Genomic DNA, 14,473 nt, shown 5'->3' with positions numbered 1-14,473 from the left:
GCCATGTGATGGCGACCTCTTCCACGCCGCCGCTGGCGTCGGGTTCTGAACCGTGCTGAGGATTAACACATGTCTATCAAAACGCTTACGTTACCGCTTGCTCTGCTGAGCTGCCTGGGTGCTGCGTTTTATGCGCAGGCGGATATCACCATCGGCGTAGCCGGGCCGTTCACCGGCCCCAACGCAACCTACGGGGCACAGTACTGGAAAGGGGCAACCCAGGCGGCGGCAGATATCAACGCGGCGGGCGGCATCAAGGGCGAGAAGATCGTGCTGGTGCAGGGGGATGACGCCTGCGAACCCAAGCAGGCGGTGGCGGTGGCCAACCGGCTGGTAGACGAAGAGAAGGTTTCTGCCGTGGTGGGCCACTTCTGCTCCTCCTCCACAATGCCCTCGTCGGAGGTTTATGACGAAGCCGGTGTCCTGACCATTACCCCCGGATCAACTAACCCGCAAATTACCGAGCGGGGCATGCAAAACATGTTTCGCATGTGCGGCCGCGACGATCAGCAGGGCGTGGTGGCGGCAAACTATATCCTCGACGTGCTAAAAGCAAAAAAAGTTGCCGTGATCCACGACAAGGACACCTACGGCCAGGGGCTGGCGGACGCGATGCGCGCGGCGTTGGAGAAGCGTGGCGTCAAAGAGGTGCTCTATGAGGGATTATCCCGTGGCGAAAAAGATTTCAACGCGCTAGTCACTAAGGTGGGCGCGCTGAAGCCTGACGTGGTCTACTTTGGCGGTTGTCATCCGGAGGCCGGGCCGCTGATACGTCAGATGCGCGAGCAGGGCGTGGAGGCGAAATTCTTCTCCGGCGACTGCGTGGTGACCGAGGAGCTGGTGACGGCTGCAGGCGGAGCGCAGTTCACTAACGGCGTACTGATGACCTTCGGTAAAGATCCGCGCACTATCCCGGCGGGTAAAGCGGTGATTGAAAAGTTCCGCACCGCAGGCTTTGAGCCAGAAGGCTACACCCTCTATGCCTACGCCTCTATTCAGGCTATCGCCGCCGCCTATAACGCCGTCGGCAAAGACAACGAGAAAGCCAGCGCCTGGCTGAAGTCCAACAGCGTGGATACGGTGATGGGGCCGAAAGCCTGGGATGGAAAGGGCGATCTCAAGGTCTCGGACTATGTCGTCTATCAGTGGGATGACAAGGGCAAATATCACCAGCTGTAATCCCATCCACCGGGGGCGAGGGCGTTCACTATGGATGCATTCTTCTTGCAGCAGCTTATCAACGGCCTGACGCTGGGCGCGGTGTATGGCCTGATCGCTATCGGCTACACGATGGTGTATGGCATCATCGGTATGATCAACTTTGCCCACGGCGAGGTCTATATGATCTCGGCCTATCTCTGCGCCATCGGCCTCGGTCTGCTGTCGTGGTTTGGCCTGCACTCCTTCCCGCTGCTGATCTTTGGCACGCTGATCTTCACCGTGGTGATCACCGGCGTCTACGGCTGGACTATCGAGCGTATCGCCTATCGACCGCTGCGTAACTCCACGCGTCTCGCACCGCTGATCTCGGCAATCGGCATGTCGCTGATCCTGCAAAACTACGTCCAGATCAGCCAGGGACCAAACCAGCAGGGGATCCCAACCCTGCTGAGCGGCGTGCTGCGCGTGGACGTTGGCGACGGCATTGTGCAGATCACCTGGACAAAGATTTTCATTGTGCTGGCGGCGCTGGCGGGAATGCTGCTGCTAACCTGGGTGATCCAATTTACCTGTTTGGGGCGCATCTGCCGCGCTACGCAGCAGGATCGGCGGATGGCGTCGATCCTCGGCATCAACACCGATCGGGTTATCTCGCTGGTGTTTGTGATGGGGGCGGCGATGGCGGGGCTGGCAGGGGTGCTGGTGACCATGAACTACGGCACCTTTGATTTCTATATTGGCTTTATCATTGGCGTAAAAGCCTTTACCGCCGCCGTGCTGGGTGGGATAGGTTCGCTGCCCGGCGCGATGCTGGGCGGCCTGCTGCTGGGCATCGCCGAAGCGCAGTTCGCCGGACTGGTCAACTCCGACTATAAAGATGTTTTCTCCTTTGCGCTGCTGGTTGCCATCCTGATTTTTCGCCCGCAGGGGCTGCTGGGCCGCCCTGTGGTGGCGAAAGTATGAGGAGCGCGACCATGACGGATGAGCCATTAAAGCCCCGGCTGGATCTAAAACAGTGTCTGCGGGATACCTTTCTTGCCGGGCTGTGCGCGCTGGTGGTCTTCGGACCGATTGTCGGCGTGGTGCTTAAAGGCTACAGCTTTAATCTGGCTCCGGGACGCGTCGCGGTACTGGTGGCTATTGTCATGGTCGGACGTTTTTTGCTGAGCCTGGCGCTGCAAACGGCGCGCGGGCGACAGTTTACCCGCCGCTTTGAGAGCGCTAACGACGGGGTGTTTGTCCGCTCGCCGGATCATATCTCCCACTTGCGCTGGGTTGGTCCGCTGCTGCTGGTACTGGCGATGCTGTTTCCCTTTGTCGCCAGCAAATATCTCCTGACCGTGGCAATCCTCGGATTAATCTACGTTCTGCTCGGGCTGGGTCTCAACATTGTAGTGGGCCTGGCGGGACTGCTGGACCTCGGCTACGTCGCGTTTTACGCCATTGGTGCCTACGGTCTGGCGCTGGGGTATCAATACCTCGGCCTGGGCTTCTGGGTAATGCTGCCCCTGGGGGCAATTATTGCCGCGCTGGCCGGGGCGCTGTTGGGTTTTCCGGTGTTGCGGATGCATGGCGACTACCTGGCGATTGTTACTCTCGGCTTCGGGGAGATCATCCGGCTGGTGCTGAACAACTGGTTGAGCTTTACCGGCGGACCAAACGGCATCTCCGCGCCCGCGCCAACCTTTTTAGGACTCGAGTTTAGCCGTCGGGCGCGGGACGGCGGCGTCCCCTTTCATGAATTTTTTGGCATTACCTACAACCCCAATCTTAAGTTTATCTTTATCTACGCGGTGCTGGTTTTGGTCGTGGTATTAGTGCTGTTTATCAAACACCGGCTGACCACTATGCCCATTGGCCGGGCGTGGGAGGCGCTGCGGGAAGATGAAGTCGCCTGTCGCTCGCTGGGCTTAAACCACGTCCTGGTCAAGCTGTCGGCGTTTATGCTCGGCGCCTCCACCGCCGGGATTGCCGGTGTCTTCTTCGCTACCTACCAGGGGTTTGTCAATCCCACCTCGTTTACCTTTTTTGAGTCGGCGCTCATTCTTGCCATCGTGGTGCTGGGCGGAATGGGATCGACGCTCGGCGTGGTGCTGGCGGCGTTTATTCTCACCGTCGCTCCGGAACTGCTACGGGATTTCGCCGAGTATCGCGTGCTGCTGTTTGGCATGCTGATGGTGCTGATGATGATCTGGCGACCGCGTGGGCTGGTACGTACCAGCCGGACCGGATTTGCCGTGCGTAAAGGCGTAGCGCCATGAGCGACGCTATCCTACGCGTGGAAAACCTGATGATGCACTTCGGCGGGATTAAAGCCCTCAACGACGTTAGCCTGGAGGTGGAGCGGGGGTCGATCACTGCGCTTATCGGCCCTAACGGCGCGGGGAAAACCACGGTATTCAACTGTCTGACCGGCTTTTACCAGGCTTCCGGCGGATCGATCCTGCTGGAGACGCGGTCGCGCACCACCGACATCGTGCAGGTGCTGGGTCAGACGCTGCGGGCAGGTGATTTTCTCCATCCGCGCCGGTTAATGTCCCGGATTGGCTACAAGATGTTTGGTGGCACCCATCTGGTTAACCGCGCCGGACTGGCGCGCACCTTTCAGAATATCCGCCTGTTTCGCGAGATGTCGGTGGTGGAGAACCTACTGGTGGCCCAGCACATGCAGGCCAACCGCAACCTTATCGCTGGGATCCTCAATACCCCCGGCTATCGTCGGGCGGAGAGTCAGGCTTTGGACCGGGCGTTCTACTGGCTGGAGGTTGTAGAGATGGTGGAGTGCGCCAACCGGCTGGCCGGGACACTCTCCTATGGCCAACAGCGTCGACTGGAGATCGCTCGTGCGATGTGCACCGGGCCGGAGATGATCTGCCTGGATGAGCCCGCCGCCGGGCTGAACCCCGTAGAGACCCACGCCCTGAGCCGGATCGTGCGTACTCTACGCGAGCATCATGGCGTAACGGTGCTGCTGATCGAGCATGACATGGGGATGGTGATGTCGATTGCCGACTGGGTGATCGTCCTCGATCACGGCAACGTTATCGCGCGCGGCACGCCAAAGGCGATCCAGGCCAATGCCAGCGTCATTGCTGCCTATCTTGGGACCGACGAGGAGGCGATGGATCGATGAGCCAGCCGCTGCTTGAGTTTCACCGGGTCGACGTCTTTTATGGTCCGATTCAGGCTCTCAAGAACGTCTCTTTGACGGTAAACGAGGGCGAAACCGTCTCGCTGATCGGTGCCAACGGCGCGGGCAAGTCGACGCTGCTGATGTCGGTTTTTGGTCAGCCGCGCATTGCCAGCGGAGAGATACGCTATCGCGGGGAGGATATTAGCCGTAAGTCTACCCACTTTATCGCCAGCAACGGCATCGCCCAGGCTCCGGAAGGGCGACGCATCTTTCCTGACATGACGGTGGAGGAGAATCTGCTGATGGGCACCATCCCCATCGGCGACCGCTACCAGAAAGAGGACAAGGCGCGGATGTACCAAATTTTCCCCCTGCTGGAAGAGCGACGCAGCCAGCGGGCGATGACCCTTTCCGGCGGCGAGCAGCAGATGCTGGCTATTGCCCGGGCACTGATGAGTCGCCCCCGGCTGCTATTGCTGGATGAACCCAGCCTGGGCCTCGCCCCGCTGGTGGTGAAGCAAATTTTCCAGATCCTGCGTGAGTTGACGCAGGAGGGAATGACGCTGTTCCTGGTGGAGCAGAATGCCAATCATGCCCTGAAACTTTCCGACCGCGCTTATGTGATGGTCAACGGTGAGATCCGTCTTAGCGGTAGCGGCGCGCAGCTGCTGGCCGACCCCGACGTCCGTAAAGCCTATCTTGGTGGAGCCTAATCCGCATCCCTTTACCTGCCTCAATAAATACCCGTCATATAAAATTAAATGCTAATTATTAAATATAATTGATAACTTAAAATATGTTAACGAATAACAATGCCCAGCATGAAAATCAATGCAGCAACGTGCATTTTAGAAACGGAGGCATGTAATCTTTGTTTATTGTATCGCTCATTACTTTTTTTACTTAAGGATAATCTTAATTCATGCAAACCTATTATTAGGCTTCGATGGCTAAAAATAGATAACATTGTAACTGTATGTTTTTATTGTATTAACATGAAAATATCTCCTTAGGTTGTCGCGCCGTTTTGTATTTAATGTGAAAAGGGTGTTATCTATTTTATATTAAAAACCCAGGGCGGAAAATGATTTATCGCCAGGGAATAAACTTGTCTGGTAGAAATTATTTTCTCACCAACCTAACCAGAGAACACTTACTGGAGCTAAATAATATGACTCTTTTATCCAGCCCTGCCCTTCAGCAGGTGGAAACTGCTCTTCAGGTCACTGCCGGCAGCTTTGCAAATAAAAACTACCGCTCTGTCTTCGACATTGCTCGTACGTCACGGAAACAGTTTATCGCCGACAATATGTCGTGGCTTGGCCTGCGTGGCGGCAAAGCATGGGATCTGGCCGTAGGGCAGGCCCAGCATATTCGCCGCCTGTTTCGGGAAAACCAGCTAACCCAGCAGATCCGCCTGGGGTTACCACAGAGGCTCAGCGGCCAACGGGCGGTAAGCAGTGCGTCATCAGATAATATTCAGGGGCTTGTTCAGGATGGTCCGACCTGGCAGAACCAGTTTGCTGAGAACTGGCAGAACTACTGCCAGCCCGGCGCAACGGAAGCTGCCGATTCCCCGGTCAGCTACCTGACCTGGCTCTATCAGCAGGCACTAAGGTTTGAAGAGGCAATTCAGGCCAGCAGTACAGCGGACCAGGTCATTACCCTGGCCGAGCGGCGTCCGGACCTGGCCACCCTGACGGTGGATAACGACGCCGTTAACCAGGTTGTTCCGGCGCTGCAGCTGGTGAACGAAATACTGGAGGAGGGTATCGCCACCGTTCTGCCTGCAGATCAGAGCGTGGACGAGATCCTGGCGGAAACCCGTTATCCGACGCTTTTGCCGTATCATTTTCCGCATGACCAGGTGGAGCTTGCGCTGCTTAATGCCGGCGTGCCGCTGGAGGAGATTATCGGGCAGACCAGCACCGACTGGCCGTGGTTTCTCAACGGTTCATGGCGTGGAGCGCGCAGCGGTAACAGCACCGGGCTGGCAAGCGGGCTGGCGCCGGAGCAGCAGACGCTGGTAAGCGAACCCGATAACAGTGATGTCGTTGACATGACGAGTTTCTATAAAACCAATCTCGGACTGGCCACGGCAGACTATACGCCTTTTATAGATCTCCATACTTTTACCTATCAGCTGGGTATGACCGTGCCGCAGGTGGAGGAGCTGGTAGCGGGGAACGGCGAAGGCAGCAGCAGCGTAGTTATCTCACCAAATATAACCAGCGCAAATAATATTTATCAAAGCGTTAACAGTTATGATTATGGCGCTTCATTTATTAATAAAAACAGCGCTAGCTCTCTTGAGTTAATATCATCAAGTATAGATTATGTTCTGTCTGGAGAACCCTCTTTTATTTGTGATGCAATAAAAAGGAGTGCAGTCTCCCTGAAAAGCAGCGAAAACCAATACATAACAATATACGATGATTTTACAACTGTCGGTAATAATAAGTCTAATTTCTCGATGGGTTTTTGGGTGAATATAAATAGCACCCCGTCTGGTGATGTGATGATTAGCGGTAACACAAAAATATCTAACGGTGATCGCTCAAAAGATTTCGGTTTCTCTATTCTAGGGATGTCAGGAAAGTTTGACTTAAACGTAACCGATGAGAAAGGTAACTATAAAAACGTTCAAATAGCTTATGCTTATAATGAATGGAATTATTTTATATTCTCTGTCGATTGGCAAAATAACCAATTGATTATTTGTAAACGAACGTCTGGCATAGATAAGGATGTAAAGTCGGCCACCATTGATTTATCTTCCTTGACTGAAGGTATGCCTGCTGTAAATAAATGGTATTTTAATAATGATAGTGGTGAAGATTATTATCAGCGATTTGGTCGAAGTGCCACGATTGACATTCAGGAAGTGGCTGTGTGGGATTTTGCACTCACAACCGATGAGATGTCGGCAATTTCTGCATCGACGCTCCCCGCTGGTGGGCGCACTGATATGCTTAAATTTTATCCCTTCTTTTCTGAATCTACTATTTTTTTTAATAACCTCTCCGATGCCCGCATGGACCGCATCAACCGGATGGTGCGCCTGCAGCGCTGGCTGGACCTGAGCTATGAGGAGACCGACCTGCTGCTCAGCGCCTGCATCCGCGCTCAGGGCACAGATAATACTGACTTCTCCCTTAACGCACACACCCTGCGTGCGCTGGGCGTCTTCCGCCACTGGCAGCAGACATACGGCGTAAATGCCTTTGAGTTTGCTGCCTTGCTGGACCAGATTACTCCGTACGCCATTTCGCCTGCGGTGCCGTTTTTCGACCAGGTGTTCAACTCCCCGTCGCTGTTTGACGAGCCGTTCGCCATCACCGGTGAAACCGTTAATTACGCAGCAGTAACCGGCGACAGCGCCCGCACGGTGCGGCAGATGTGCGCCGGACTGGGCATCACCCAGGCGCAGTTCCGGGTGCTGGCAGACAAGGTAGCGGCAGAGCAGGGCAGTAAAACCGACAAAACCTTCCCGCTGACGCTTCCGGTAGTGTCGGCCTTCTACCGGCTGGTGATGGTGCCGCGCTGGCTGGGGCTGTCCTTTGCCGACGGCGCGGCTCTGCTGAGCCTGGCGGGCGAGGATGATACGGCCTGGGCCGCGCTGGCGGGTGTGCCGCAGCTGGCAGCGCTCACCGATGGTCAGCCTGCGGGCGGGGATGTCCTTGACCTGCTGATGGCCCTGGACGCGGCAGCAGAGTGGGCGGCCGACCACAAGCTGTCGTGGGTAAAAAACTGGCTGACGTTGCAGTCGGAAACCGCTGTGCCTGCTTCCACAGATTTAGAATTTTCAAATACGTCATTAGTAAACGGTAAGTTTGGGCAAGGCATACAAACGCGTACTTCTGATAACAGCTATATCTATTTTCACCCTTATGGAAAAATTGCACAGGCGATGAAAGGCGATAAGTCATTTACATTGGGGTTCTGGGTGAATCGACTTCATTATGATACAAGACGAGATCCGGTGGCCTCAAATAGTGGCGATGCAAATGTTCCTTCTTGTTCCTCAGGTCATTCTCTAAGCTGTTACCAGGGGAGTGATGCTAGTGATTCAGATGCTGTAATTGCCTATTTAGTGGATGATAATGGAAATTCAGTTAGTTCCGGCTGGAAAGGCTATATATTAGGCCTTAATAGCTGGCATTACATTGCCTTAACTTGGGATGCTACAAATAAACAGGCGGTTTGGTATATATATGATGGCCATGATTATAATACTTTTCTGCTAGATGGTTCAAGGCTGAATGCTATTACAACCGCGGCAGGCTTCACGTGGGCCTTTAATGTTTGCGGGGATTTAAAACATCATAGCGAGGCTAAAGAAGATGTTCCCAATTTCATCTATGACGATATTTCTGTATTTGATGGGGTATTAACTGCTGATGATATTAATGCTCTTGCCACTTCAGGAACACCTATTGCTGAAACAGATATATCAGGTTTTTCAGCAAACTGTATATGGAAATTGGTGCTGCAGCCTGATATGGACGCGCTGGTGGCGACGGCCGCCACGGTGAACTTTGTCAACGGCATCAAACAGCAGCTGCCCGCGGCGCTGCTGCGTGAAGAGAGCTTTGCGGCCGTTCCGCTGCCTGCCGGTTCAACGGCCAGCGGCTGGCTGTCACTGTTCCCGGACCTGATAGACGGCAATGGTCTGGTGCAGGTGGCCGCGACGGATGACAGCACCATCGCGGCGATGGTGGAGGCGGACATCACCCACGCCGGTATCACCTTTGCCTCGGACGCCGACCGTGAGCAGGCTATCAGCAGCCTCTCCGGCATCATTAACCAGGCCCGCCTTACACAAAATGGCATTGCCGACAGTGCGCTGGCGCAGCTATTCAGCACCAGCCAGTCCCTGTCGCCCTTCCTGCTTCAGTGGGCCGGTGACAGCGAATACCGGCTTCTCTCTGACTCGCTGACCCTGAACAGCGGCGCAGCGCTCACCGACCCTTCCCAGGTGCCTGCGGCTTATCTCACCCGCCTCTTTGCCCTCGGTCAGCGGGCGGGCATCAGCCTTGCCTTTAGCCTGACCCCGGCCACCCTGAGCCTGTTCCTTGCCCATCCCCAGTGGTTCGGGGTGAGCGACACCACGCTTTCACTGACCCTGCTCTACCGGTTCAGCCGCTACGGCGACTGGCTGAAGGTGGCGGGAGACGAGGATCGGGTGCTGGCGTACCTCAGCTGGGTCAACGGTGTCACGGCGCCGGATGCGGCAAAGGCCGCTGAGGCGCTGGCGCTGCTGCTGGACTGGGAGAGCAGCGAGGTGGCGGATGCCACGGCGTCGCTACCCGGCAGTCTGGCGAAGACCATTACCGATGTGGACTACGTGATGCGCCTGCAGCAGCTTTCGGCACAGACAGGGCTGTCGGTGACGCCGCTGCTGGCGACGGGAGAGCTTGCGCCGGGCGGCGTAAGCGATACCTGGGACGCCTGGCAGTCGGCAGGCGAGTCGCTGGTCGCAGCCCAGAGCGGACAGCAGTAATTCCGATCTTTTTAAATGCGGCACAGTAACGCTGTGCCGCGCTTATTCCTCAATTTAAAGGTTGATACATTATGAGCATTGATATAGCGGCATCTCTGAATGAACGTCAGCGTAACGCTCTGCTGTCCTACTATCTGGGGCAGTATATTCCTGCCAGCGGCAACGACGATCTGGTCAATCTGGTTCAGACGCCGGAAGACGTCTATGAATATCTGCTGATCGATCCGCTGGTCAGCAACGCAGTGCCCACCTCCCGTGTAGCGCAGGCGATGTCGAGTATTCAGCAGTACATTAACGGCATCACCATGAACATGGAGCCGGGCTACCAGACTCAATATCTGGATCAGGACAATATCACTAACTGGAAAGAGGGACTGAGCCAGTACGATATCTGGGCCGGCGAGGTGGAGCTGGACACCTACCCGGAGAACTACATTGATCCAACCCTGCGCCAGAGCCAGACCGCCTATTTTAAAGACCTGATCACCGATCTGAACCAGAACACCATCAACAGCGACACGGCGCAGCAGGCGGTGATGAACTACCTGAACAAGTTCGAGCAGGTGGCAAACCTGACGATTGTGAGTGGGTATCTGGACAGTACGGACCAGACAAATGGTGTTTATTACTTCTTGGGTAAATCGACTACCTCGCCGGTGCAGTACTACTGGCGTTCGTTCGATATGAGCAAAAACGTGGATAATGTCGTCTCGACCGATGCGTGGTCCGAATGGTATCCGATGAATACCGCTATTAACGAGGATGCGGTACAAGGCATCCCAAGATTAACCTATTTTAATAACCGTCTTTACCTGTTGTGGTTTGAAAAGGTAAAAGCTGGAACCGTAGGTCAAGGGGAAGATAGCAAAACCTATGATGCTATCACTGCCTACTCTTCATACTGTGATTTCAGCAATAACTGGTCATCACCTTATGCATTGATGAGTATCAATAATCAAAGCATCGTTGCTGATGATACGGTAGAATTTTATTATGCCGATCTTTTTAATGCTGATTCAAAGTTATGTACAATCTGTATGTATGATGAGTCAAACGAGAACCTGACTCTTTCTTTATATGTTGCAGATGAGTCTGCTAAACAAGCCTCAACAGAAGGGTATAGTGATTTTACCCTCAATATTGATTATTGGTTTAATATCACGCAGGTTCAGTCCAAAACTGACGCAAGTTCTGCGACGCCCTTGGCAAATTATCAATATTACTATATGACGAAATCGGGCGAGGACAAAACAAAGGAATCTCAATTACGCGTCCAGTCAAACTTTAGTTTTGGGCTTTACGGCATTAAAAAAGTAACTCTATTAACAGACAATGGTCATGATGATTTTGGTGGGACATCTCAGTTTCCAACCTTGTCATCATCCAATTTCACCTTAACGTCCAGTGGGGAGAAGTCGCTGTCAGTCAACGTAACAATTCCTAAATCTTTCAATTCAAGTGACTTTACTACTTACTCATATAAAGATATTACTTTATATAACGAGCTTTTCCTTGATCAAGATATTGCAGGGAAAATTAGTTTTGATATGATTCCGGCGCAATTAATTTTTAAAAATATTAATCTAACGCTCACGAACTTTAGCGTCTATAGTATATCTGGTTTCTATATTCCTGGTGCTATGTTATTACATTATCAGCCTGGTTCTCCTGAGTATGTTATCGACAAAATTGAGTTCGACGAAGAGTATACCATAGAGGTTGATGAAAATTCTACAATTGAAGATGTGTATTTTAATGGTGTATATCCTTCGACTGGGTCAGTGTATTTTAGTCTAAACTACGTATCAGATAATAATCTTCAACACGGTTTTGTTTTAACTCAGAATCTTGATTTAAGCAAAGCCACCACAAATACTACCCCATGGACCTTTAAAGTGTTTGAATCATCCAGCGCTAATAGTTGGGGTGTAGGCACTAATCTCATAAGCGATAGCCAGACGAATTATTTTGCTGATAACAGTAGCTCATGGTCATTTACCATTTCTGATTTTAGCTCTGATGAGATCGACTCAGGCTCTATTGTTCACTATATTTCATTCGGCTATACCGATGCTGCAAATCATACGATTCACCAGGAGTATAAAATCGATATTCAGCAGTCCTCAGATGTTCCTGTAACGCCTTACATTTCCACCTCTACGGATACCGGACTAGGTGCAGCAATCTATATCAATTTCAACGGCAATAAATTTCAGGATGCTGTGACAATTAATCCTGTTCGCCTTAATACTCTTTTTGCTAAGGAACTTATTAACAAGGCCAGCGCCAGTATGCAGGCCCTGCTGAACTGGAACACTCAGCTGACTCTTGAACCTGGTATGACGGACGACACCGCTGTCCCCATGGACTTCAGCGGTGCGAACGGCATCTACTTCTGGGAGCTGTTCTTCTATATGCCGTACCTGGTGGCGTGGCGTCTGAGCCAGGAGGAGGAGTACAGCGACGCATTAGGCTGGTACAACTACATCTTCGACCCTGCCGCCCGCGGGCGCGATAACAGCAGTGATATTCGCCAGCAATACCCCGAACCCGACTACTGGAGCGTACGTCCGCTGGTGGAGAACGCCTCAACTTCCCTGAAGAGCAGCGCGGTCTGGCTCACCACCGATCCTGATGCGCTGGCTTCCGCTTATCCCGTCCACTATCGAAAAGCGGTGTTTATGGCCTACGTCAGTACTCTGATGGCGGCCGCCGATGCCAGCTACCGTCTGCTGACCAACGACGGTCTGAGCCTCGCCCGGTTACAATACGGCCAGGTAAAGGACCTGCTTGGTATCCGTCCCGACACCGTTATTGTTAACCACTGGGCACCGGAGACCCTGGCCGAGCTGGCGGATACCACACAGAACAACGTAGCGCTGCTGAACTATGAGCAGCAGGTTACGCCGCTGCCTGCCTTCCCGGGAAAGCTTAGCGTGGCGGCAGACGTGGCCATCAGCGACAGCTTTATGGCGCCGGTTAACAGTCAGCTGCTGGGCTACTGGAACACGCTGGACTCCCGCCTCTACAACCTGCGCCACCAGCTCACCATCGATGGCCTGCCAATGACGGTTCCGCTCTATGCCCCGCCAGTTAACCCGACGGTGCTGATGGCGCAGAGCGTGCAGGGCGGATCCCTGATCGGCACCTCCTCAGGCATGACGGTCACCGTTCCGCCATACCGGTTTACCACCATGCTGCAGAGCGCCCGGGCCGCCGTCTCGACGCTGAGCCAGTTCGGCCAGACTCTGCTCAGCTACTACGAGCGTAAGGACGGGACCGGGCTGCAGGAGCTGGATGCCCAGCTGGCGCTGGATATCTCGGCCTACACCCTGACGCTCGGCCAGAACGCCATTGATGCCCTGGATCAGGATAAAACCGTGCTGGAGGCCAGCCGCAGCATGGCTCAGCAGCGCTACGATCACTACTTCGGCCTCTACACTAACGGTGTCTCTGCAGGGGAGACCAGCGCAATGGTACTGCGCGACAGCGCATCCGCTTCGATGACCGCCGCCTCGCCGCTGCTTACTGCTGGTATGGCAATGCGTACTATCCCCAATATCTTCGGTCTGGCGGACGGTGGCGAAGATATAGGTGCTCCGACGCTGGCTGCCGGGATCGTATTGCAGCTGACCGGGGAGATCACCGGCCTCGCCGCTCAGCAGACGGAGATCTCCGAGAGCTATCGCCGCCGCAGTGAAGAGTGGCAGATCCAGTACCAGCAGGCGCAGTCGGAGATCAACACACTCAATGCCCAGCTTGATGCGCTGGCAGTGCGCCGACAGGGTGCGGTGACCTCGCTGCAGCTGGCCCAGGCGCAGCAGAATAATTTGAAGTCTACTCTGAGCTTCCTGACGACCCGCTTTACCCAGTCCTCGCTCTATAACTGGCTGACCGGGCAGCTGTCGGCGCTTTACTACCAGGCCTATGATGCAGTGCTCTCTCTCTGCCTGAGTGCTCAGGCCTGCTGGCAATATGAGATGGGGGATATGACCTCTACCTTTATCCAGACTGGCGCATGGAACGACAGCTACCACGGTCTGCTGGTCGGCGAGACGCTGGCGCTTAATCTTCAGCAGTTGGAGTCCGCCTGGCTGTCGCGTAACGCGCGCCGCATGGAGCTGACCAAAACGATCTCTCTGAAGCAGCTCGACAGCGATGCCTTTACCAGCCTGGTAACGGACGGTACCACGACGTTCTCACTCAAAGAGTCACTGTTCGATAACGACTACCCGGGCCACTACCTGCGGCAAATTAAGTTTGTCACCGTCTCACTGCCCGCACTGGTAGGGCCGTATCAGGATGTGCGGATGACGCTGACCCAGTCCGGCAGCCGTACGTTGTTGAAAGCGGATATTGACGGTGTGAACTACCTCAACGACAGCACGAAAGGCAGCGCCAGCAACATCGTCACTAACCTGCGGGCCAGCCAGCAGATTGCGGTGTCACAGGGGATGAACGATAGCGGAATGTTCATGCTGAACTTCGGGGATGAGCGCTACCTGCCATTTGAGGGAACGGGGGCCATATCCGACTGGCAGATCAGCTTCCCAAATGCCACTTCAGCCGAGCAACAGGCGCTGCTGCAATCTCTGAATGACGTCATTATCCAGGTGCACTACACCGCGGTGTATGGCGGCAGCACCTTTGAGCAGGCGGTTAGCGGAACGTTGTAA

General features: G+C 54.2%; 7 protein-coding genes. All 7 read left to right on the top strand.

Annotated features, from left to right (window positions below; genetic code table 11):
• The first annotated feature begins 69 nt into the window (after positions 1-69).
• The 7 genes from RTX96_RS01080 (at position 70) to RTX96_RS01050 (ending at position 14,473) form a co-directional block, all read left to right on the top strand.
• Positions 70-1,179, top strand: a complete 1,110-nt coding sequence (locus tag RTX96_RS01080) for a branched-chain amino acid ABC transporter substrate-binding protein (RefSeq protein WP_312669877.1) — start codon at positions 70-72, stop codon at positions 1,177-1,179.
• Positions 1,180-1,209: 30 nt separating this feature from the next.
• Positions 1,210-2,124 carry an ABC transporter permease subunit gene (locus RTX96_RS01075; protein WP_312669876.1) on the top strand — a complete coding sequence of 305 codons (915 nt, stop codon included), beginning with the start codon at positions 1,210-1,212 and terminating at the stop codon, positions 2,122-2,124.
• 11 nt (positions 2,125-2,135) lie between these two features.
• Complete coding sequence (gene livM, locus RTX96_RS01070) at positions 2,136-3,422, top strand: high-affinity branched-chain amino acid ABC transporter permease LivM (protein WP_312669875.1); 1,287 nt, start codon at positions 2,136-2,138, stop codon at positions 3,420-3,422.
• Positions 3,419-4,294, top strand: a complete 876-nt coding sequence (locus RTX96_RS01065) for an ATP-binding cassette domain-containing protein (RefSeq protein WP_312669874.1) — start codon at positions 3,419-3,421, stop codon at positions 4,292-4,294. The genes livM and RTX96_RS01065 overlap by 4 nt, the downstream gene beginning before the upstream one ends.
• A complete protein-coding gene (locus RTX96_RS01060; RefSeq protein ID WP_103819193.1) occupies positions 4,291-5,007 on the top strand; it encodes an ABC transporter ATP-binding protein in 717 nt (238 codons plus the stop codon). The genes RTX96_RS01065 and RTX96_RS01060 overlap by 4 nt, the downstream gene beginning before the upstream one ends.
• Before the next feature lie 371 nt (positions 5,008-5,378).
• On the top strand, positions 5,379-9,797 hold the full coding sequence (locus RTX96_RS01055; RefSeq protein WP_312669873.1) for a Tc toxin subunit A: 4,419 nt from the start codon (positions 5,379-5,381) through the stop codon (positions 9,795-9,797).
• Positions 9,798-9,868: 71 nt separating this feature from the next.
• Positions 9,869-14,473 (top strand): neuraminidase-like domain-containing protein, encoded by a 4,605-nt coding sequence (locus RTX96_RS01050; protein WP_312669872.1) that lies wholly within the window; start codon positions 9,869-9,871, stop codon positions 14,471-14,473.

Origin of the sequence: Pseudescherichia sp. (assembly GCF_032052675.1) — a bacterium.
In the GTDB taxonomy this organism is placed as follows: Bacteria; Pseudomonadota; Gammaproteobacteria; order Enterobacterales; family Enterobacteriaceae; genus Pseudescherichia.
Note: the sequence above shows the minus strand (reverse complement) of the source record. Positions and strands in the feature narration are given on the sequence as shown.